At 51.1% G+C, this 21,318-nt stretch carries 21 protein-coding genes; 11 read left to right on the forward strand and 10 right to left on the reverse strand.

The features are described 5' to 3' along the window. Positions 1 to 4: 4 nt before the first annotated feature. The 5 genes from ACLTOQ_RS09890 to ACLTOQ_RS09910 form a co-directional block, all read right to left on the reverse strand. Positions 5 to 715 carry an ABC transporter ATP-binding protein gene (locus ACLTOQ_RS09890; RefSeq protein WP_021914212.1) on the reverse strand — a complete coding sequence of 237 codons (711 nt, stop codon included), beginning with the start codon at positions 713 to 715 and terminating at the stop codon, positions 5 to 7. Positions 716 to 729: 14 nt separating this feature from the next. Beyond that, entirely contained in the window at positions 730 to 1,488 is a 759-nt protein-coding gene (locus ACLTOQ_RS09895) for an ABC transporter ATP-binding protein (protein WP_412319332.1), read from the reverse strand. A gap of 1 nt (position 1,489) precedes the next feature. Then, complete coding sequence (locus ACLTOQ_RS09900) at positions 1,490 to 2,566, reverse strand: branched-chain amino acid ABC transporter permease (RefSeq protein WP_118495871.1); 1,077 nt, start codon at positions 2,564 to 2,566, stop codon at positions 1,490 to 1,492. A 9-nt stretch (positions 2,567 to 2,575) separates the two neighbouring features. After that, positions 2,576 to 3,457, reverse strand: a complete 882-nt coding sequence (locus ACLTOQ_RS09905; protein ID WP_117960524.1) for a branched-chain amino acid ABC transporter permease — start codon at positions 3,455 to 3,457, stop codon at positions 2,576 to 2,578. Positions 3,458 to 3,557: 100 nt separating this feature from the next. Further along, positions 3,558 to 4,781 carry an ABC transporter substrate-binding protein gene (locus tag ACLTOQ_RS09910; RefSeq protein ID WP_308728715.1) on the reverse strand — a complete coding sequence of 408 codons (1,224 nt, stop codon included), beginning with the start codon at positions 4,779 to 4,781 and terminating at the stop codon, positions 3,558 to 3,560. A 281-nt stretch (positions 4,782 to 5,062) separates the two neighbouring features. Between ACLTOQ_RS09910 and ACLTOQ_RS09915 the strand changes: the two genes are divergently transcribed. Genes ACLTOQ_RS09915 through ACLTOQ_RS09925 form a run of 3 tightly spaced genes read left to right on the forward strand, consistent with a single transcriptional unit; the run spans position 5,063 to position 9,049 of the window. Further along, positions 5,063 to 6,097 (forward strand): D-alanine--D-alanine ligase, encoded by a 1,035-nt coding sequence (locus tag ACLTOQ_RS09915; protein WP_118495873.1) that lies wholly within the window; start codon positions 5,063 to 5,065, stop codon positions 6,095 to 6,097. A gap of 44 nt (positions 6,098 to 6,141) precedes the next feature. Beyond that, complete coding sequence (locus tag ACLTOQ_RS09920) at positions 6,142 to 7,554, forward strand: UDP-N-acetylmuramoyl-tripeptide--D-alanyl-D-alanine ligase (RefSeq protein WP_412319333.1); 1,413 nt, start codon at positions 6,142 to 6,144, stop codon at positions 7,552 to 7,554. Positions 7,555 to 7,564: 10 nt separating this feature from the next. Then, positions 7,565 to 9,049 (forward strand): C69 family dipeptidase, encoded by a 1,485-nt coding sequence (locus tag ACLTOQ_RS09925; protein WP_412319334.1) that lies wholly within the window; start codon positions 7,565 to 7,567, stop codon positions 9,047 to 9,049. 12 nt (positions 9,050 to 9,061) lie between these two features. Here the strand turns inward: ACLTOQ_RS09925 and ACLTOQ_RS09930 are convergent, their stop codons facing one another. Both ACLTOQ_RS09930 and ACLTOQ_RS09935 read right to left on the reverse strand, forming a co-directional pair. Then, positions 9,062 to 10,402: an MATE family efflux transporter gene (locus ACLTOQ_RS09930; protein WP_412319335.1), complete on the reverse strand. Its 1,341-nt coding sequence runs from the start codon at positions 10,400 to 10,402 to the stop codon at positions 9,062 to 9,064. Beyond that, positions 10,392 to 10,844 (reverse strand): MarR family winged helix-turn-helix transcriptional regulator, encoded by a 453-nt coding sequence (locus ACLTOQ_RS09935; protein ID WP_412319336.1) that lies wholly within the window; start codon positions 10,842 to 10,844, stop codon positions 10,392 to 10,394. The genes ACLTOQ_RS09930 and ACLTOQ_RS09935 overlap by 11 nt, the downstream gene beginning before the upstream one ends. 450 nt (positions 10,845 to 11,294) lie before the next feature. On the opposite strand from ACLTOQ_RS09935, the gene ACLTOQ_RS09940 reads away from it, so the two are divergent. From ACLTOQ_RS09940 to ACLTOQ_RS09955, 4 genes are read left to right on the forward strand one after another with little or no spacing between them, the layout of a single operon-like run. Next, positions 11,295 to 12,050 carry a LytR/AlgR family response regulator transcription factor gene (locus tag ACLTOQ_RS09940; RefSeq protein WP_412319337.1) on the forward strand — a complete coding sequence of 252 codons (756 nt, stop codon included), beginning with the start codon at positions 11,295 to 11,297 and terminating at the stop codon, positions 12,048 to 12,050. Between the two features lie 39 nt (positions 12,051 to 12,089). Further along, a complete protein-coding gene (locus ACLTOQ_RS09945) occupies positions 12,090 to 13,076 on the forward strand; it encodes an ATP-binding cassette domain-containing protein (RefSeq protein ID WP_412319338.1) in 987 nt (328 codons plus the stop codon). Then, positions 13,073 to 13,873, forward strand: a complete 801-nt coding sequence (locus tag ACLTOQ_RS09950; protein WP_412319339.1) for an ABC transporter permease — start codon at positions 13,073 to 13,075, stop codon at positions 13,871 to 13,873. Before ACLTOQ_RS09945 ends, ACLTOQ_RS09950 begins: the two co-directional genes overlap by 4 nt. A 3-nt stretch (positions 13,874 to 13,876) precedes the next feature. Continuing rightward, entirely contained in the window at positions 13,877 to 14,695 is an 819-nt protein-coding gene (locus ACLTOQ_RS09955) for an ABC transporter permease (RefSeq protein WP_412319340.1), read from the forward strand. Positions 14,696 to 14,714: 19 nt separating this feature from the next. Here ACLTOQ_RS09955 and ACLTOQ_RS09960 read toward each other — a convergent pair whose 3' ends face one another. The 3 genes from ACLTOQ_RS09960 to ACLTOQ_RS09970 all read right to left on the reverse strand — a co-directional run bounded on the left by ACLTOQ_RS09960 (position 14,715) and on the right by ACLTOQ_RS09970 (position 17,368). Then, positions 14,715 to 15,155 carry a helix-turn-helix domain-containing protein gene (locus ACLTOQ_RS09960; RefSeq protein WP_412319341.1) on the reverse strand — a complete coding sequence of 147 codons (441 nt, stop codon included), beginning with the start codon at positions 15,153 to 15,155 and terminating at the stop codon, positions 14,715 to 14,717. A gap of 114 nt (positions 15,156 to 15,269) precedes the next feature. After that, positions 15,270 to 16,622: an MATE family efflux transporter gene (locus tag ACLTOQ_RS09965; protein ID WP_262586886.1), complete on the reverse strand. Its 1,353-nt coding sequence runs from the start codon at positions 16,620 to 16,622 to the stop codon at positions 15,270 to 15,272. Continuing rightward, positions 16,619 to 17,368: a lysophospholipid acyltransferase family protein gene (locus ACLTOQ_RS09970; RefSeq protein WP_412319342.1), complete on the reverse strand. Its 750-nt coding sequence runs from the start codon at positions 17,366 to 17,368 to the stop codon at positions 16,619 to 16,621. Before ACLTOQ_RS09970 ends, ACLTOQ_RS09965 begins: the two co-directional genes overlap by 4 nt. Before the next feature lie 340 nt (positions 17,369 to 17,708). Between ACLTOQ_RS09970 and ACLTOQ_RS09975 the strand changes: the two genes are divergently transcribed. The 4 genes from ACLTOQ_RS09975 to ACLTOQ_RS09990 all read left to right on the forward strand — a co-directional run bounded on the left by ACLTOQ_RS09975 (position 17,709) and on the right by ACLTOQ_RS09990 (position 21,286). Then, complete coding sequence (locus ACLTOQ_RS09975; protein ID WP_412319343.1) at positions 17,709 to 18,134, forward strand: protease complex subunit PrcB family protein; 426 nt, start codon at positions 17,709 to 17,711, stop codon at positions 18,132 to 18,134. A gap of 80 nt (positions 18,135 to 18,214) precedes the next feature. Then, entirely contained in the window at positions 18,215 to 19,507 is a 1,293-nt protein-coding gene (locus ACLTOQ_RS09980) for a dihydroorotase (RefSeq protein WP_412319344.1), read from the forward strand. Between the two features lie 97 nt (positions 19,508 to 19,604). Then, positions 19,605 to 20,384 carry a dihydroorotate dehydrogenase electron transfer subunit gene (locus tag ACLTOQ_RS09985; protein ID WP_412319345.1) on the forward strand — a complete coding sequence of 260 codons (780 nt, stop codon included), beginning with the start codon at positions 19,605 to 19,607 and terminating at the stop codon, positions 20,382 to 20,384. Beyond that, positions 20,384 to 21,286, forward strand: coding sequence for a dihydroorotate dehydrogenase (locus tag ACLTOQ_RS09990; RefSeq protein WP_021914184.1), 903 nt, complete (start codon positions 20,384 to 20,386; stop codon positions 21,284 to 21,286). The genes ACLTOQ_RS09985 and ACLTOQ_RS09990 overlap by 1 nt, the downstream gene beginning before the upstream one ends. The last annotated feature ends 32 nt before the right edge of the window (positions 21,287 to 21,318 follow it).

Raw genomic sequence — 21,318 nt, forward strand, 5'->3', positions numbered from 1 at the left:
CCCCTTATTCGCCGAGATAAGCTTTCTTGATCGCTTCATCATGTAAAAGTGCCTGTGCATCATTTTCCTTTACGATGCGTCCTGTTTCGAGGACATAGGCGCGGTTTGCGATGGAAAGCGCTTTTTTTGCGTTCTGTTCTACCAAAAGGATGGTAACGCCCTGTTTGTTGATCTCCTGAATGATATCAAAAATTTCAGAAACCAGAAGCGGGGACAGACCCATGGAGGGCTCGTCCAACAGCAGGATGCGGGGATTTGCCATCAGCGCGCGTCCCATTGCAAGCATCTGTTGTTCACCGCCGGAAAGAGTTCCTGCCAGCTGGCGGGTACGTTCCTTTAAGCGGGGAAACCGCTCATAAACCATTTCCAGGGAATTGTTGATTTCCTGCTTGTCTTTTCTGGTGTAAGCGCCCATTTTCAGGTTTTCCAAAACCGTCAGGTTGGAGAACATCCGGCGTCCTTCGGGGACGTGGGAAATTCCCTGCTTCACGATTTTGTGCTCCGGCATTCTGGAAATCTCCTGATCCTGAAATCGGATCGAACCGGACTTTGCGCTCAGCATGCCGCTGACAGTCTGCAGGGTGGTGGTTTTGCCGGCACCGTTTGCGCCGATCAGTGCGACGATCTCGCCTTCGTTTACCTGAAAGGAGATGTCTTTAAGGGCGTGGATCACGCCGTAATATACATTGATATTTTCTACAGTGAGCATTGCCATAAAAGAAGCCTCCTTTAATCGCCCAGATATGCCTTGACAACGGCAGGATCGTTTAATACCTTATCAGGAGTGCCTTCTGCCAGCAGACGACCGAAATTCAGGACATAGAGGTATTCACAGATACCCTGTACCAGCTTCATGTCATGCTCGATCAAAAGGATGGTGACCTGATACTCCTTGCGCACCAGACGGATCGTATCCATCAGCTCTCCGGTTTCGTTGGGGTTCATGCCGGCGGCAGGCTCATCCAGAAGCAGAAGCTCCGGTTTGGTTGCAAGCGCACGGGCAATTTCCAGTTTACGCTGTTTGCCATAGGGCAGGTTGGATGCCAGCGTCTGAGCAGAATGCTCCAGCCCGAAGACTCGCAGGATCTCCATGGAACGTTCGGTCATTTCTTTTTCTTTTTTGTGGTAGCTTCCCACATGTAAAAGGCTTTCTGCAAGGGAATACTGCACCTGATTGTTTAAGCCGGTCATAACGTTGTCCAGAACACTCTGCTGCGGGAACAGTCGGATGTTCTGGAAGGTGCGGGCAACGCCCATGCGGTTGATTTCGTAAGGCTTTTTGCCGATCAGATTTTCACCGTTTAAGCGGATGCCGCCGTCTGTGGGGCGGTAAACGCCAGTCAGCATGTTGAATACGGTGGTTTTGCCGGCACCGTTGGGTCCGATCAGGCCCACCAGGCCGCCTTTTTCGATGGACATGGTAAGATCATCAACGGCCCGCAGACCGCCGAAGGAAATACCGAGTCCGGTTACTTCGAGAGTTGCCATATCAGTTTACCCCCTTTCCAGCTGCCTTTTTCGCAGTCCGTTTTTCCTTCTGTGCGCTGAAATATTCTGTCAGACGCTTCTTTGCACCGGAATTGTTGAAGATCATCATAACGATCAGCAGGATCGCATAGATGAGCATCCGGTAGTCGTTCATGGAGCGCAGAAGCTCAGGAAGCACGGTTAAAAGTGCAGCGGCGATGATCGAGCCCCAGATATTTCCAAGACCGCCCAGAACGACGAATACCAGAATGAGGATCGAGGTATTAAAGTCGAATTTGGATGCGGTGACGGTAGAGAAATTCATGGCGTAAAGGGTGCCTGCCATACCTGCAAAAACGGCGGAGATCACGAATGCCAGCAGCTTATAGCGGGTTACAGAAAGTCCGATGCTCTCTGCGGCAATCTTGTTGTCGCGGACAGCCATGATGGCACGGCCGGTACGGCTGTGGATCAGGTTCAGGACTAAAAACAGCGTGATCAGGATCAGGACAACGCCGGAAGAAAAGGTGGAAAGCTTCTGGACACCTCCGACACCCATGGGGCCGTTGATGATCATGGAACCGCCCTCTGCAAGGGTAAAATGCTGTTCCAGAAGGCTGAAGTGCAGTCCTTTTTCATCCAGACCGATATAGAGCACGTTGATAATATTCTTGATAATTTCACCGAATGCAAGGGTAACGATGGCAAGATAGTCACCCTTTAAACGAAGTACGGGGATGCCGACGATGAGTCCTGCAATTCCGGCAAAAAGGCCGCCGACGATCATGGAAATGGCAAGGCGCAGAGGGCCGTTCGGAATCGCAGCGGCAAGGGAGGTGGAAACCACGATGCCGGTAAAAGCGCCGACCGACATAAAGCCGGCATGCCCTAAAGAAAGCTCGCCTAAAATGCCGACGGTAAGATTTAAGGAGATCGCCATGACGATGTAGGCACAGATCGGAACCAGCTGTCCCTTTAAGGAAGAGGTGATGTTTCCGGTTGCGATCATGGTCTGGATCAGGATAAAGGCGAGAATGACGATCGTATAGGAAATTGTGCAGTCTTTTCTGGCTGACAGAATAGGTTTGAGTTTGTTCATGCTGCTACCTCATACTTTCTCGCTGACGTGTTTGCCCAGCAGACCATCCGGCTTTACGATCAGGACCACGATCAGAACCGCAAATACGATCGCATCGGACAGCTGTGTGGAAATGTACGCTTTGGAAAAGATCTCAATAATGCCGAGCAGGATACCGCCGATCATTGCGCCGGGAATGGAGCCGATGCCGCCAAATACAGCTGCAGTAAATGCCTTGATGCCGGGCATGGAGCCTGTGGTGGGCATCAGGGTCGGATAGGCGGAGCAGAGCAATACACCTGCGATGGCCGCCAGACCGGAGCCGATGGCAAAGGTCAGGGAAATGGTTGTATTGACATTGATACCCATCAGACCTGCAGCAGCCTTGTCTTCAGAAACTGCGCGCATCGCCGTTCCCATTTTTGTCTTGTTGGTGAAAAGAGTCAGACAGATCATGATCAGGATGCAGGCAAGGATCGTAACGATCGTGACGCCGGAAACGATCAGCTGTCCGTCAAAAAGCTTTAAGGTCCAGCTTCCGGTTACGGAAGAAAAGGTTTTCGGGCTGGAGCCCCAGATCAGCAGGGCGGCATTCTGCAGAAAATAGGAAACGCCGATGGCGGTGATCAAAACTGCGAGGGAAGGAGCCTGACGCAGAGGCTTATATGCCAGACGTTCTACAACGATGCCGAGAACCGTGCAGACGATGATGGAAAAAAGGACAGATACCAGCGGAGAAAGTCCGAGATAACTGGTGGTACAGAAGGAAATATATGCGCCCACCATGATGACGTCTCCGTGGGCAAAGTTCAGCATCTTGGCGATACCGTATACCATTGTGTATCCCAGTGCGATGATCGCGTATACGCTTCCAAGACTGATGCCGTTGATCAGGTGTGATAAAAAGGTCATAAGCTACCTCATTTCTCTGTATGACGCAAGGGAGCGCCGTATCAAAAACGATAACGGTGCTCCCTTGCGCATTGATAAAATCAAAATTAAAGGGTAAGTATTACTCCATGCCGACGTAAGCGCCGTTTTTGATCACCATACCCTTAGGAGTCTTGGATACAGCACCGGTGGAATCCCAGGTGATGCCTGTACCGGTTAAACCGTCATAGGTCAGAGTCGGGAAGGCTTCGATCATCTTGTCGCAAAGCTCCTCTGCAGACATATCTGCGGTAGCGCCGGATGCCTCCAGAGCCGCTTTATAAGCATATACACAGTCATAAGCATCTGCTGCGAACTGGTTCGGAACATCGCCGTAGAGTTCCTGGTATTTGGTTACAAAGCTCTGGGTCTTTTCATCTGTCGCATCAGCGTTGAAGGGAGTCAGCAGCATAACGCCTTCTGCCAGAGAGGTGTCAAAACCTTCCAGGGTCAGGATACCATCCATACCGTCTACGCCAAAGAAAGTGGGTTCATAGCCCATATCCTTTGCCTGCTTTAAGATCAGGGAAGCGGGCTGATAATAGATAGGAAGGAAGAGCAGGTCAGCACCTGCATTCTTTGCTTCGGTCAGCTGTACGGAGAAGTCATTGGAGCTTGCATCTGTAAAGGTGGTTGCGGAAACGATTTCCAGACCCTTTACATCTGCTTCTGTTTTGAATTTCTCGTAGACGCCGCTGGAGTATACATCGTCATTTCTGTAGATGACAGCGACTTTTGTGCCGAGCTTCTGATCTGCAATATAATCAGCGGATGCAAGACCCTGGTTGGGGTCAGCAAAACACATCTGGAATACATTGTCCTTGCCCTCTGTAATAGCGGTAGAGGAAGCGGAAGGAGTCAGACCAAAGATACGGTCAGCAAAGTGCTCTGTACTGGTTGCTTCACAGGGCTTTGTGGTAACGGAAGCCAGGGAAATCTGCATGCCCCAGTCCTTTAATGCGTTGTAAGCGGAAACTGCTTTTTCCGGGTCGTTCTCGTCGTCCTCATATTTGAGTTCGAACTGTACGGAACCGCCTGCTTCGTTGATCTCGTCAACGGCGATCTGTGCGCCGTTCTTTACAGCGTTGCCGTAGATTGCTGCCGCGCCGGTCAGGGGAGAGGTACCGCCGATTTTAAATACATTTACGCCTTCTGCAGAAGCAGAAGAATCTGCTGCTTCGGTAGCAGCGGCAGCAGTGGTTTCAGCGGAAGCGTCTGCTGCAGTGTCAGCTGCTGTAGAGCCGCAGCCTGCGAGCATAGCGCTGCACATGGCGGCTGCCAGTAAAACACTCATGGATTTTTTCATAATAGTTCCTCCTTTTCAAAAGAAAAATGCCTTTCCTGGAAGAAATGTCTTTTGTAGAAAGACATCTGTCTTTGTAACGTGTCTGTATTATACACCTATTTGCAGAAAGGTGCGAAAAAATTTTACAAAAAATTAATATTTCAGCGCTTTAACTGGATAATACGGTAAAATATATCGGTATTTTAGGCAAACTGACTGCTGATTTTCCTTTACGGAGCAGTGGATTGAGCGTATACTATGGCATGAAGTAATTTTGGAAAACAGTAGAAGAGGAGAAAGACATGAAGGTTGTAGTATTAGCAGGCGGAATCAGCACGGAACGTGACGTATCCCTGATTTCCGGCAAGATGATTTATCAGGCGATGAAGAGACTGGGACATCAGGCTGTCCTGCTGGACGTTTTTCTTGGAATGGAACGGGACGACATTGATCATATTTTTGAAAGTGATGAGGATTTTTCTGCAGGAATCGAAGCGATTCATGAGATCAATCCCGATATCAGTGCGGTAAAGGCACTGCGGAAGGACGGCGGCAAATGTTACTTTGGCCCCAACGTGATCAAGATCTGTCAGATGGCGGACGTTGTCTTTTTAGGACTGCACGGTGCAGACGGAGAAGGTGGAAAGGTGCAGGCGGCATTTGATCTGCTGGGAATCCGCTACACCGGCACAGACTTTGTCAGCGGCGCGCTGGCGATGGATAAGTGCCTTGCAAAAGAACTGTTTATGCAAAACGGGATTCCGACCCCAGCAGGCTTCCGCCTGAAAAAAGGTCAGGAGCCGGGAGAAGGCCAGCAGCCGAAGTTCCCCTGCGTGGTAAAGGTAAGCTCCGGTGGTTCGAGCATCGGCGTTTCCATCGTGCAGAAAGAAGAGGACTATCAGGCAGCACTCGATGATGCATTTTTATATGGAGACGAGGTCGTTGTAGAAGAATATATCAAGGGCAGGGAGTTAACCTGCTGCGTGCTGGACGGCAAAGCACTTCCGATCGTGGAAATCGCGCCGAAGGAAGGCTTTTACGATTACAAAAACAAATATCAGGCGGGCAGCACCATTGAGATTTGCCCCGCGCCGATCGGCGAAGAGAGTACCAGAAAGATCCAGAAGATTTCAGAGCGTGTATTCGATGCCCTGCGCCTGCATAAATATGCCCGGATGGATTTTATGATGGATGAGGCCGGAAACGCCTACTGTCTGGAGGCGAATACGCTCCCCGGCATGACGCCTACCTCCCTGATTCCTCAGGAAGCTGCGGCGGTCGGCATCAGCTATGACGAGCTTTGTCAGAAGATTCTGGATATGGCGTTTGAGGATTGAAAAGGATGCAGCTTTTCAACTGCAAAATGGAGACCAAAAGTGATATGAAAAATATGACGATATGGAATATTGCAAGAGCCTGTAAGGGGCATCTGGCTGTGCCGGCGGGAAAGCATACCGGAACCTGTCCGGCGGCGGGAATGGCTGTAATCCGCGGCTATTCCGGCAAAGAAGCGGCAGGAATCGTAATCGATTCCCGCAAAGTGGAACCGGGCGATATTTTTGTGGCAATCCGCGGAGAACGGGTGGATGGTCATCAGTTTATCCGGGAAGTTTTTGACAAGGGCGCGATTGCAGTTGTGTGTGAAGAAGAACCGGAAGAACTGCCGGGTCCCTGCATCCGTGTGGAGGACAGTCTGGCTGCGCTTCGGCAGATCGCTGCGTTTTACAGAGAGCAGATGCCAATTCCGATCGTTGGGATCACCGGAAGCGTCGGCAAGACCAGTACAAAAGAATTTGTCGCGTCAGTGCTTGCACAGAAATACAAGACACACAAGACGCAGGGCAATTTCAACAACGAAATCGGCGTGCCGTTGACACTGCTTGCCATGCCGGAGGATACGGAGGCTGCCGTTGTGGAGATGGGCATCAATCATTTCGGGGAGATGCACCGTTTAAGCGAGATGGTAAAGCCGGATATTTGCGTGATGACAAATATCGGTCAATGCCATCTGGAATTCCTCGGAAGCCGGGACGGTATTTTGAAGGCAAAATCCGAGATTTTTGACTTTATGAATCCTGAAGGGACGGTCTGTGTCAACGGAGACGATGACAAGCTCATGACAATTGGGGAAGTACACGGCAAAAGGCCGGTTCACTTTGGACTTTCTCCCGAAAACGATATTTACGCAGACACCATCGCAAGCCGTGGACTGCTGGGCAGTACAGCGACAATCCACACGCCGGACGCTGCGTTTGACGTACAGATTCCGCTGCCGGGCGCGCATATGGTGTTAAATGCGCTGGCGGCGACTGCAGTTGGTTTACAGCTCGGACTGACGACAGAGCAGATCGCAGCCGGAATCGCTGCCGTGCAGGCAGTAAGCGGCAGAAGCCGTGTTGTGCAGGCGGGGGATCTGGTGCTGATCGACGACTGCTACAATGCAAACCCGGTTTCGACCAAGGCTGCGCTGGATCTGTTAAGTCTGGCAGAAGGACGCAAAGTTGCGGTGCTCGGTGATATGTTTGAGCTTGGAGAGAAGGAAAGGGAGATGCACGGGCAGGTTGGCGCATATGCCGCAGAACAAGGCATAGACTGCCTGTATTGTGCAGGAAGCCTTTCGGAAGAGATGTACCGGGCAGCGAAGGAGGCTGGAATTTCTCAAGCGGAACATTTCACAGATACCGACGCACTGCTTGCAGCATTGCCTGGACTTCTGCATCCTGGGGATTCGGTACTGATCAAGGCTTCCCACGGCATGGGGTATGCAAAAATCGTAGAAGCATTAGAAAAATAGGAGGTCAGATATGGGGTGTACAACAATACTGGTCGGGAAAAAAGCGACCTATGACGGATCAACGATGATCGCGAGAAACGATGATTCCGGCGCCGGACATTTTACAGCGAAGAAGTTTGCAGTGGTTTCTCCGGAGCAGCAGCCGAAAACCTATCATTCCGTGCTCTCTCATGTGACCATCGAACTGCCGGAGAATCCGATGCGCTATACAGCGATGCCGAATGCGGTGGAGGGAAAAGGTATCTGGGCTGCCAGCGGCGTCAATGAGGCACATGTTGCGATGACTGCTACTGAGACGATCACCTCAAATCCGCGCGTGCTGGGAGCGGATCCGTTGGTCGTCTATCAGCCTGCAGCGGATGGAAAGGAAGAGATTGCCGGAGGAATCGGGGAAGAGGATCTGGTTTGTCTGGTGCTTCCTTATATCAGAAGCGCCAGAGAGGGCGTTTTACGTCTTGGCAGCCTGTTGGAGCAATACGGGACATATGAGATGAACGGAATCGCTTTTCAGGATAAAGACGAGATCTGGTGGCTGGAAACCATCGGAGGACATCACTGGATGGCAAGAAGAGTGCCGGATGAGGTTTATGTCGTGATGCCAAACCAGCTCGGAATCGACAGCTTTGATCTGGAAGATGCTTACGGAGAACAGAAAAATTTCCTCTGCTCTGCAGATTTGAAAGAATTTATCGAAACCTACCATCTGAACCTTTCGATGGACGGTTCGCTGAATCCGCGGGATGTCTTCGGCAGTCATGACGATGCAGATCATGTATACAACACACCCCGGGCATGGTTTATGGAGCGGTATCTGAATCCGAACACCTATCGCTGGGACGGTGCGCTTGCTGATTTTACACCGGTTTCCGACGATCTGCCGTGGTGCATGGTTCCGGAGAAAAAGATCACTGTCGAGGATGTGAAATATGTCCTGTCCGGTCACTATCAGGGGACGCCGTATGATCCCTATGGATCCTATGGCGATAAATCCATGCGTGGTGCATACCGTTCTATCGGCATCAACCGAAATGATTTCATGGCGTTGATCCAGATCAGACCGGATATGGAAGCGGACTGCAGGCCGGTGGAATGGATTGCCTACGGGTCCAATGCATTTAACGCCCTTGTTCCGTTTTATGCAGATGTGGAGGAAACACCGGAGTATTTAAACAACACGACCGGGCGGGTTTCGACAGAGAACTTTTACTGGTCGAGCCGTCTGATCGCAGCGATGGCGGACGCTTCCTATAATAAATCTCTGTTCCATGTGGAGCGTTATCAGGAAAGGGTTGCAGCAAAGGGACACGAGCTGATCAACCGCTATGATGCACGTTTGGCAGCAGAACAGGATCCGGCGGCAAGAAAAGCGCTGCGGCAGCAGGCAAATGCGGAGATTGCTGCGATGCTGCAGAAGGAAACAGACGATACGCTTGATAAGGTGTTGTTTGAGCTGAGCAGCCAGATGAAAAACGCATATTCCAGATCAGATGCATAAAAAAACGCGCCGTCAGGCGCGTTTTTCTTTCTTGTTCAGGTAGAGATAAAATCCAACGTTCAACAGGATGCCGACAGTTGTGGAAACCGGTGCGGCAAGTCCGATCCTTGTCAGGCTGGCGTTTGGCTGGATACTCATGAAGTAAGCGAAGGGGAGACGGACGCAGAGGGTCTGGATCAGTCCCTGGAGCATAACCCAGAGCGTTTTGTTGTTGCCGTTGAAGTAGCCGATCATGCTGAATAAAACAGCGGTGACGATGGTTTCTGGCGCAAAGCCTTTTAAGTACGCGAAGCCGTTTTGGATAACGGCAGCGTCTGTGGAAAAGAAAGATGCGAGCAGGTCACCCTTAAACCAGATAAGGGTAAAGACAAGGCAGCCGAAGATCAGACCAATGCCGATTCCGGTGAACATGGATTTTTTGGCCCGTTTCAGATTGCCTGCACCGACATTCTGGGAAACGAAGGACGCCATGGACTGCATCAGGGAGCTGGGGATCAGCATTGCAAAGTTGACGATTTTGCAGGCGACACCATAGCCGGAGGAGGCTTCCAGGCCGAGGCGGTTGACAAAGGCGCAGAGGGCGAGGAACGAAACCTGGGTCAGAAATTCCTGCAGGGCGAGAGGAAGTCCGATGCTTAAAAATTTGCTGCACTGGGAATTGAAGCCAAGATCGCTTTTGCCAATGTGGAAGGGCAGCTGCTTTTTGAAAAGAATAACCACCGCAAAGACAACGCTGACCGCCTGTGCAAATACGGTTGCAAATGCTGCGCCCGCTGCGTCCATGTGCAGACCGGCAACCAAAACGAGGTCGCCGACGATGTTGACGATACATGCGACGAGGACGAACAGGAGCGGAGATTTGCTGTCGCCAAGTCCGCGGAAAATCGCCGACAGAAGGTTGTAGGCGACGATGAAGAAAATACCGCTGCCGCAGATACGAACATAACTTGTGGTCAGAGTGACTGCTTCAGCAGGAGCCTGCATGAGTACAGAGATGGGGCGGGCAAAGAAAACCATCGCTGCGAACAGGCAGACAGAAAGCAGTGTGAATACAACCGCCGCGCCGCCGATGACGGAGCCGATCTGTTCCGGGTTCTTTTCCCCGAGATAACGGGCGATCAGGACTGTGACGCCCATTGCGAGCTGTGTCACAACAAAGGTGACGAGGTTTAACACCTGGCTGCCGGTGGAAACCGCAGAAAGCCCGGAGGTGGAGCCAAATCTGCCGACGACGAGCAGATCGACCGCGCCGTAGGCGGCCTGAAGTATCAGCGCGCCCAGAATCGGAATCATAAAAGGTACCAGTTTCTTTAAAATATTTCCCTGTGTAAAATCTGTCTTATCACTTGTCAAGGTCGTTTCTCCTTTCACACATTACTTGATAAAATATTTCAATGGTACGGATGGTACATTCCGCATCTTCGCCGGAGATGGCCTCCAGATCGGGCAGCAGGGCGTTAAAAACCTGTTCGTTGTACTTGGCAGAGAGCTTTTTGCCTTCGTCTGTAATGAAAAGGTACATGATGCGTGCATCCTCTTCGGACGGCTTTTTGGTCAGATAGCCTTTTTGCTCCATCTCCTTTACTGTCCGGGTCACGCCGGGACGCGGAAGATTCAGCGCATCGCTGATGTCGGATACTTTTACGGAAGTTCCGTTTTTTTCCATTTGTTCGATGACATCCAGAAAATGGATATAGGATGGTGTCACGCCGTCCGGCAGCGGCGGGAGCATATCGCGGATGCGCTTTGCCTCATAGCAGGCGTCCAGCAGCCGTTTGATGAGTTCGATTGTCATAAAATCCTCCATTCCGCAGGCGCTTTGCGCCGAAGGAATCGCGAGTCGAACGTCCAGTTCGGCTCTGCGATCATAGCTACTTTGTGACGCTTGCGGCACAAACAATAGAATGCACGCTCTGCGAGCATTCTATTGTCATGAATAGCTGTATGAAAAATAAGCGATCACGCTTATTTTTCATACTAAATCCCTCTATATGATTATCTTTGATAATTACCATTGATAATAATATAGAGGGATTTGAAATTTGTCAAGAAAAAATTTTGTGAGAAAATCCAGTGCAGTGCGTTAGGAGCGGCGACCGACAGTGGTTTTACGCTGTGTTGCCGTTGTGCTTTCGCATACCATTGGGGCGCACGGATTGCGATTGGGGCATAGCGGATTGTTTTTTTAACGAGGTCTGCTAAGATGAAAAGGTAGTAGCAGAACATCTGTGGGATGGAGGATAAAATGCCGCTTGTTGGATTGTGCGGAGAGCCGAAGGAAGCCCTGGAAAAAATTGAATACATAATGCAGGCGCTTTTCCTGCAGGGGCAGTTTTCGGAAGAAGATCCAGTCCAGGCGGAAAAAAACAGACAGACAGAGTTTGTGCGGATCACGGAAAAATCTGCGGAAGCGTTGGAAGCTCTGGATTGTCTGATCTGGTGGGGCAGCTGTGAAAATGTCCTGTCGGAGGAAGCAGACAGCCTGTTGGAAGAATATCCCCGCCTTGCGGTGATTTTTGTGGCGGACAGCTCGGAAGCGGTGTTTGATGCACTGACAAAGCCTTTTTTTCATGTGGTGCGGGGATATGCGCTGGAACAGGATTTGAAGGCGGCGCTTGCAAAATTGAAAAAACAGAGGCGCACGGGCAGCGGTTACCGGAGCTTTCCGTATCGGGAAAGCCCTTCGTCCGACGGCAGAATCCGGGTGCGGGAAAAGGAAATCCTGTATCTGGAAAGTATGCGGCACGAGATCTGGGTGCACTGCGAAAAGAAGGTGTTCCTGACGTCGGAAACGCTCGGATACTGGGAGGAAAAGCTGCGCGTCAGGTCGTTTTTACGCGTCCACAAAAGTTTTCTGGTCAATCCCGGGCAGATCAGCCGGATTGGAAGGGAAATGATAGAGCTGGAGGATGGCAGCAGGCTTCCGGTTAGCCGCTACCGCTATCCGGAAGTCATGGCGCGCTACGAGGCGTGGATCCGACATGCGGAATTTCTGGAGTGAGACAGCGAGTGAATCAAAATAGAGAAGAGAGGGAAAACAATGGAAGAGATGATTTCGGTCAATAATCTGCGGAAGGAATTTTCCTATTATAAAAAGGGCGCGGGGCTGCAGGGATCGTTAAATAACCTGTTCCACCGGCAGATGCTGACAAAGGAAGCGGTAAAGGACATTTCTTTTTCCGTGGAAAAAGGGGAAATGATGGCGCTGCTGGGACCAAACGGCGCAGGAAAGACGACGACATTAAAGCTTCTGTCCGGTATTTTGTATCCGACATCCGGGGAGGTTCTGGTGAATGGCTTTGTGCCCTGGGAACGGAAAAATGAGTTCAAGCGAAGCTTTGCCATCGTCATGGGTCAGAAAAATCAGCTGTGGTGGGATCTGCCTGCCAGCGACAGCCTGTATCTGAATAAATGCATTTACGATGTGGATGACAGGGAATACAAAAAGACCGTGGACGAGCTGTCGGAGCTTCTTGGCGTGCGGGAGCTGATGAATATTCAGGTGCGCAGACTTTCTCTCGGAGAACGGATGAAGATGGAAATCCTGGCGGCGCTGATTCACCGCCCCGGCATTCTGTTTTTAGATGAGCCGACGATCGGTCTGGATATTGTGTCCCAGCAGAAAATCCGTGACTTTTTACACTATTACAACGAACAGACGAAAACAACGGTCATTTTAACGAGCCATTATATGCGGGATATCGAAGCACTTTGCAGCCGGGCAGTCATTATTAACAGCGGCACGCTGGTTTACGACGGCGCGCTTTCTGATATCAACCACAGAATGGGGGATAAACGCCTGCTGACCCTTTCTTTTTCCAGCCCGGTAGAAAACGGGAAGCTGTCCGTATTCGGGCGGGTGCGGGAAAATAAAGATCTGACGGCAGTTCTGGAAATCCCGAAGGAGCGGATCAAGGAAACGGCATCGCAGATGCTTTCCCTGTTTCCGGTGGATGATTTTACTGTGACAGAGGTTCCGCTGGAAGAGAGCATTGCCAGAATTTTCACCGGGGAGGTGGCAGGATGAAGCTGTATCGATGCGTGTATCAGATGGGAGTGGAAACCGCTCTGGAATACCGGGCAAATATGGTGCTGACATTGTTGAGTACGATTTTTCCAATCATCATTCAGACCTTTTTGTGGAATTATCTGTACGGTAACGGGGATGCGGGAGCGATGACGGGCTATAGCTATACGGAAATTATCGTGTATACGCTGCTTGCCGGGCTGGTGTCGAAGCTGGTTATTACCGGGTTCGAATATCAGATCAACGAGGACATCAAGGACGGCGGGCTGAATAAATATCTGATCCGCCCGGTCAACTACTGCGGCTACCGGTTCTGCAGCTATCTCGGGGAAAAGATGCCGCAGCTGATTTTACTGCTGATCTGTACGTCTGTACTGGTTGCATTGTCAAGCATATTTCTCGGACTGAAGCTGTCTTTGTTTCGAATCGTGCTGTTTTTGGTGGGGCTGGTTCTGGCAGTGATCCTGAATTTCTTTATCTTTTACTGCGTGGCGCTGTTGAGCTTCTGGCTGACGGACGTGCATCTGCTGTTCGGAACAGTCAGCGTGGTGCTGGTTGTTGTCAGCGGCGGCGTGTTCCCCATGGATATTTTCGGAAAAACGGCGGCGCTTCTGATCTCTCTGCTTCCGTTCGGGTATACGACGCAGTTTCCGGTCAACATTATCAATGGAAAGCTTTCGATGGGAGCAATTGGCACCGGAATGCTGTGCCAGCTTGCGTGGATCGCATTTTTCTGGGGACTGGGGCAGATGATGTGGAAAAAAGGACTGCAGCGCTTTGCTGCGGTAGGAGGCTGACGGATGGAAAAGAAAACTGGTATTTTGAATACATTTATAAGGTATGGAAAACTGCTGTTCGTATTTCTGAAAATGTCCCTGATGGCGCAGCTGGAATACCGGATCAACTTTGCAGCGGGCGTTTTGGTGGAAACCGGTTGGTTGTTGATCAAGCTTTTGTATGTGGCGGTGGTTTACCGGGCAGGCATCAAAATCGGAGTCCTGACGCCGGATCATATTTTATTGTTCATTGGGGTGTACATTCTGCTGACCGGCGTTTACATGCTATATTACCCGAACTTTACGTCATTGACGACGATGATTCGGGATGGAAAACTCGACATGTATCTGGTAAAACCGGTTGCGGCGCAGTTTCTGGTGACAATGCAGCGACTGGATCTGTCGCTGCTTGTGCCGGATGCGGCTGCGGGAATCGTCATGATCGGGATCGGCTGGCATCGGGCAGGACTTCCCGTGACGGTCGGCTCGATCGCAGGCTTTCTCTTTTTCCTGATCTGCGGCGCGCTCCTGACCTACAGCCTGTTTTTGCTGCCGCATCTTTTGGTGTTCTGGACGACGGCAACGAACGGCATCGCGGATCTGACGGCGGCAGTTTGGGACTTCAACAACATGCCGCAGCTCATTTACGGCAAGTGGATGCAGCGTATCGGAACGTTTCTGTTGCCGGTGTTTGTCATCACGAACTTTCCGGGCCTGTTTCTGATGGGCGAGTTGTCTGCTCCGATGGCGGTCTGGGGCGTCGCTGCACCAGTCGTGTTCTTTTTGATCGCACGGGCGGTGTGGAATCAGGCAGTGAAGAATTATACATCGGCAAGCACGTAAGAAGCTTCTAATCCTTCGACTATTCCAGCAGATCTTCCACGCGGCAGCCCAGCGCATTGGCAAGACTGATTACAACATTCACCTGCGCTTTGCTGATATCGTTCTGCCGTTGCTCATAGAGCTGAATCATGCGAAGTGTGACGCCGGATGCGTCGCTTAACTGCTGTTGGGTAAAGCCGCGTGCTTTTCGGATTTCATACAGTCTGGTTTTTCTGCGGGCTTTGTTTCTGGAGAGAATTTCATTTGCTGCCTCGACGAATTTGTTTTCATTGGCTCCATGGAGGATATACATGGACATCACAGTGGAAAGTGTAAGCCCGTCTTTTACGATATCTTCAAAGCGTCTGCCAGTGTGCCACTGATAGTAGGCAAGAACCATGATAGATTGTGAGCTTATCTGACATGGAAGTACCTCCTTTAAAAAATATCGCCAGAACGATAGTTTTACCACGATATTCATATTATATCGACAGAACGATAGTTTTGCTGTTTGCCTATATTATATCGTTCCAACGATAGTGCGTCGATGAGGCGTAAAAAAACAGGCGTTGCAATTACGCCTGTTTTTTCGACATTATTTCTTTTCAAACCCATGAATCCAGTCCGCCTTGCGGTAATAAAGGAAAAATAGAATCGAGCTTAGGGTCCATGTCAGGGGATAAGCCCAGAAGATTGTATTGATGACAGGGAAAATGCGGACAGCGATCGTGATGTAGGTCACACGGATAATGCACCAGCAGCAGAGCATGACGAACATCGGTACAGTTGCCTTGCCTGCGCCTCGCATGATGCCTGCGATGCAGTGGGAAAATGCCAGCAGGAAATAAAACAGTGTAATCGTATGCGCCTGCAGCGTTCCGTAAGCGACGACCTCAGGGTCGCTGTTGAATGCGGCAATCAGGTAGGGGGACAGGAAATAGACACAGATACCGACGATTTCCGCAAGGGTGATGGAGCAGAGGATGCCGAAGCGTGCGCCTCTTTTGGCACGGTCATACTGCTTTGCGCCGAGGTTCTGGCTGATAAAAGTGGTCAGTGCCAGAGAAAAACAGGTGATCGGTAAAAAGCCGAAGCCCTCGACCTTGGAATAGGCACCGCAGCCAGCCACTGCCATTTTTCCAAAGCTGTTGATGTTAGACTGAACAACAACATTTGCCAGGGCGATAATGGAGTTTTGCAGACCTGCGGGCAGACCGTTTGAAATGATTTGCTTTAACATGATCGGGTCGAAGCGGATGCGGGACGGAACCAGACGATATTCCTCCGGACTTCTCAGCAGGCGGAGCAGGCACAGCAGGGCACTGATAAACTGGGAAATGATCGTGGCGAGTGCAGCACTTCCAACGCCGAGCTTGAGTACGCCGACAAACAAAAGATCGAGCACGATATTGACGATAGATGAAAGGATCAGGTAGTTGAGGGGATGTCTGCTGTCCCCGATGGACTGCAGGATACCGACAAAAACGTTATAGAGGACGAACGCCAGCGAGCCCATAAAATAAATCCGGAAATATAACAGGGAATTGGGCAGGACGTCTGCCGGTGTGCCCATCCAGACCAGCATCTGCGGCGCGAGGATCAGACCGATGATCGTCAGCAAAATACCGGCGACAATCCCGAAGGCAACATCCGTATGGATTGCACGCTGCAGACGGTCGATCTGTCGTGCTCCATAATAGCGGGCGACTACAACACCTGCGCCCATTGCGATACCGTTGAAAAATCCGACCATCAAAAAAATCAGACTTCCGGACGAACTGACGGCAGCGAGTGCGTCGCTGCCGAGAAAGTTGCCGACGATCAGGGAGTCGGCGGTATTATAAAGCTGCTGGAACAGATTCCCGAGAAAAAGCGGAAATGCGAAGGTGACGATCTTTTTCCAGATCGATCCTTCTGTCATCAAGGTAGAAGATGCAGTACGGTTCATTTATTTTCTCCAGAAAGTAATTTCATGTTCTTTTCATAGGTTTCAGAAATACGTGCAACAACCTGGGAGGTCAGAGCCTTCTGCTGTGTGCGGTCGAGATTCTTTGTTTCGATGGGTTCTCCATATTCGATGATAACCTTTGTCTTGCGGATGCAGGGAGAATGGGCTTCGAAGATCTGTTCTGCGTTGGCGATCGTCATCGGAACGATCGGGCATTGAGCCTTTTCTGCGATTTTTAAGCTGCCGGCATGGAACTCAAGCAGAGGAGCATCGGTGCGGTTGCGGGTTCCTTCCGGAAAAATGCAGATGGACACGCCGTTTTTTATCTCCTCGATTGCTGCATGAATCGTCTTCATACCAGCCTTGAGATCGCTGCGGTCAAGGAACAGGCAGTGCAGGTTTTTCATCCAATTGGAAAGCAGAGGAATCTTCAAAAATTCGACCTTGGAAATATAACCGGTGGTGCGGGGCACACGGACATAGGTCATAACGATATCGAAATAGCTGCGGTGATTACCGACATAGAGAACCGGGGTATCCTTCGGAATGCGATCCTCTCCGATGTAGGTGACGGAAACGCCGGACAGGCGCAGCACCATGCGGAACGCCCAGTTGACAATCGCAAGGCTGGAACGATCCTTTAACGGCAGATTGAATTTGCCGATGATCCATTCTGCGATCAGGAGCGGGATGCTGAGGATCAGAAACAGAATGACAAATAACGCGGTAATAATAAAGCGAATCATAAAACTCTCCATTCTGCAGGCGCAGATGCGCCGGCTACCTTCTTTATTTTCAGTATACCTGTGCCGCTGCAAAAAAGCAAGACGCGCGTACAGGTGTTCTGCGAGGGAGCCACAGTTCACCCGCGCCATTCGCAAAACGCATCTTCGATGCTACCCGCTGCTTCGCAGCTCATTTTTGCTCATGAAATGGCGCTCCCTTCGTGCCTTCCTGGCAGCAAATTTTCCTGCAAGCACGAAATCTGCTGCCAGGAAGGCACGAGTGAACTGTGGCGACATACTCCTGACGTCGTATTCATATATATGAAACAAACAGGATATCGATCGAAAGGACGGTCTTATTATGAAAAAAATAGTTCGGACGCTGTGCCTGATCTGGCTGGGAATATTCGGATGCGCTGGAATACTGCTTTTTACAGGATGCAGCTGGAAACAGGAAAAGCCGGAGAAAACAAACCTCGCATTCACAGTCGTGGACGAGGCGCGGCTGCCGGAGGAGCTGTTAAAGCTTGTGACGGAAAAGAAAGAAGCATCGTTTAAAATGACGTATGCGGACAGTGGTTATCTGTACCTGTGCGTGGGCTACGGAAAGCAGGACAGCGGTGGCTACAGTATTACAGTGGACGATCTGTATACAAGCGGGGAGATGATTTATCTGGATACGAGCCTGATCGGTCCGAAGCAGGCAAAGGAGCTGGGTGAAACGCCATCCTATCCATATATTGTAATAAAAACACCGTTTGAGGACAAAACAGTGGTGTTTGACTGAAGAACATGGTAAAATGCAGAAGATACAACAGACATTTGGCAGCTGTCGGACGCGGCTGCTTTGCAACAGCGGAGGCTGACATGATTTTAGTTCAAAATTGCCGCATGATCGATCCGGCTTCGCAGACGGATAGCTTGCGGGATATCCTGATCGGTGAGGACAGGATTACAAAAATCGCAGAGGCAGGAACGATCGACCCTGCACAGATTACAAAAGAAAAAGAGGACGAGCTTCGCATCCTGAATGCGGATGGCCTGATTGCAGCGCCGGGGCTGGTGGATACCCATGTGCATTTCCGTGATCCGGGTGCAGAATATAAGGAAGATATCCTGACCGGCGCGGTGTCGGCAGCGGCTGGCGGTGTGACGAGCGTTGTGCTGATGGCGAATACGAATCCCCATGTCGATCAGGAGGAAACGCTTTCCTATGTTCTGGAAAAAGGTGCAAAGACCGGCATCCATGTCTATACCTGCGCGAACGTGACGATGGACATGGAGGGGGACGAGCTGACGGATATGGAAGCGCTGGCAAAGGCTGGCGCGGTCGGCTTTACGGATGACGGCAAGCCCCTGTTGGATGCCAAAATTGCGAGAAAAGCGATGCAGGAAGCGGCAAGGGTGCACAAACCCATCAGCTTCCATGAGGAAAACCCGGCATATATTCAAAATAATGGGGTCAATGCCGGAAAGGCGAGCGAATATTTCGGCATCGGCGGTTCGGACAGGCAGGCGGAGATCGATATGGTGCGTCGCGATCTGTCGATTGCGCTGGAAACGGGTGCGGAGATCGTGATTCAGCACATCAGCGCGGCGGAGGCGGTCGAACTTGTCCGCCAGGCGAAGAAAAAGAGCACGAAAATCCACGCAGAGGCGACACCCCATCATTTCACGCTGACGGAGGACGCCGTGATGGAACACGGTACGATGGCGAAGATGAACCCGCCGCTTCGCACGGAAGCTGACAGGCAGGCGATTATCCGCGGTTTACAGGACGGAACGATCGACCTGATTGCGACAGACCATGCGCCGCATGCGGATTATGAAAAAGCGAAGCCCCTGACGGAAGCGCCCAGCGGAATCATCGGATTGGAAACGTCTCTGGCGCTCGGCAACGAGGCGCTCGTCGATACAGGGGAACTTACGATGATGCAGCTGCTGACCTGTATGACCATGAACCCCGCAAAGCTTTACCGCCTGGACGCTGGCTATCTGGCAGAGAACGGACCGGCAGATCTGGTTTTGTTCGATCCTGCAAAAGAGTGGGTTCCGGAACGTTTTTATTCGAAATCCCAGAACTCGCCGTTTTTGGGCCAGAAGCTCAAAGGAAAAGTGGAATACACGATCTGTAAGGGCAAAGTGATTTTTGAGGCGTAAAAACCGGTTGCGCCGGCACGTAAAAACACTATGGGCATAAAAGCTGGCAGCTTTTGTGCAGCAAGCGCCCGTAAACCGAGTGAAAATGGAGAAAATTATGGCACAGAAGAAAAAGACAAAGGCAATGGTAGTCAGTCAGGAAAAGCTGGCGGACGGAATTTATGATCTGAGACTGGAAACAGAGCTGGCGCAGGACGCTGCGTGCGGACAGTTCGTAGGCGTTTACCCTAAGGATAAAAGCACGCTCCTGCCCAGACCGATCAGCATCTGCGAAATCGATAAAGAAGAAAATCAGCTTCGTCTGGTTTATCGCGTGGCAGGCAAGGGAACGGCAGAATTTTCGAATCTTAAGACAGGCGACAGTGTGTATCTGCTTGGCGTTTTGGGAAATGGTTTCCCGGTGGACAAGGCAAAGCCGGGCACGAAGGCGATGCTGTTTGGCGGCGGAATCGGCGTTCCTCCGATTTTACAGCTGTCTAAAGAGCTTTCCTGTGAAAAACAGATCGTTGTGGGTTATCGCAACGCACAATGCTTTTTGAAAGAAGATTTTGAACAAAACGGCGCTGTCTATGTGGCAACCGAGGACGGAAGCGTTGGCACAAAGGGAAACGTCATGGATGCGGTAGCTGTAAATGGACTGGAAGCGGATATTATTTATGCCTGCGGACCGATGCCGATGTTGCGCGCGATTCGGCAGTATGCGATCGAACATGATATTCCGGCATATATTTCCCTGGAAGAACGGATGGCATGCGGTGTGGGCGCCTGTCTTGGCTGCGTTTGTAAAACGACCCACAAGGACGCGCATTCCCATGTAAACAACGCAAGAATCTGTACCGACGGACCGGTATTTGAAGCACGGGAGGTGGAAATCTGATGAATACAGCGGTAACAATTGCAGGAGTAACCTTTCAGAACCCGGTCATGACCGGCTCGGGGACCTTTGGCTCCGGAATGGAATACAGTGAATTTGTAGATTTGAACCGTCTGGGTGCGGTGGTGACAAAGGGCGTTGCAAACGTGCCGTGGCCGGGCAACCCGACACCGCGTGTCGCGGAGGTTTACGGAGGCATGTTGAATGCAATAGGTCTGCAGAATCCCGGTATTGACGTGTTTATCGAGCGCGATCTCGCATTTTTAAAACAGTTTGATACAAAGGTTATCGTCAATGTCTGCGGCAAATCTGTCGAAGATTATCTGGAAGTCGTAGAGCGCTTGGCGGACACGGACATAGCGATGATGGAAATCAACGTTTCCTGCCCGAATGTCAAGGAAGGAGCCATCGCGTTCGGACAGAAAGCGGATGCATTATTCGACATCACGTCCAGGATTAAAAAGGCTGCAAAGCAGCCCGTTATGATGAAGTTGAGCCCGAACGTAACAGACATCACGGAGATGGCAAAAGCCGCAGAGGCAGGCGGCGCGGACGCGATTTCCCTGATTAACACGCTGACCGGTATGAAAATCGACATCCGGCGCAGAAGCTTTGCCCTTGCCAACAAGACCGGCGGCATGTCCGGCCCTGCAATCAAGCCGGTTGCGGTGCGGATGGTATGGCAGTGTGCAAACGCGGTCAAAATCCCCATTGTCGGCATGGGCGGCATCATGACCGCAGAGGACGCGATTGAATTTCTGATGGCAGGCGCAACGGCAGTTTCCGTCGGCGCGGCAAACTTTATCAATCCTTATGCGACGGCAGAAATCGCAGACGGAATTGAAGCATTCATGAAAGAGCAGGGCATCGAGGATATCAACGAAATAATCGGCTGCGTACGGTAAGACAGATTGCGGGAGTGCGAAGCACGGAGCAA

Origin of the sequence: Gallintestinimicrobium sp. (genome assembly GCF_046968865.1) — a bacterium.
In the GTDB taxonomy this organism is placed as follows: Bacteria; Bacillota; Clostridia; order Lachnospirales; family Lachnospiraceae; genus Gallintestinimicrobium; species Gallintestinimicrobium propionicum.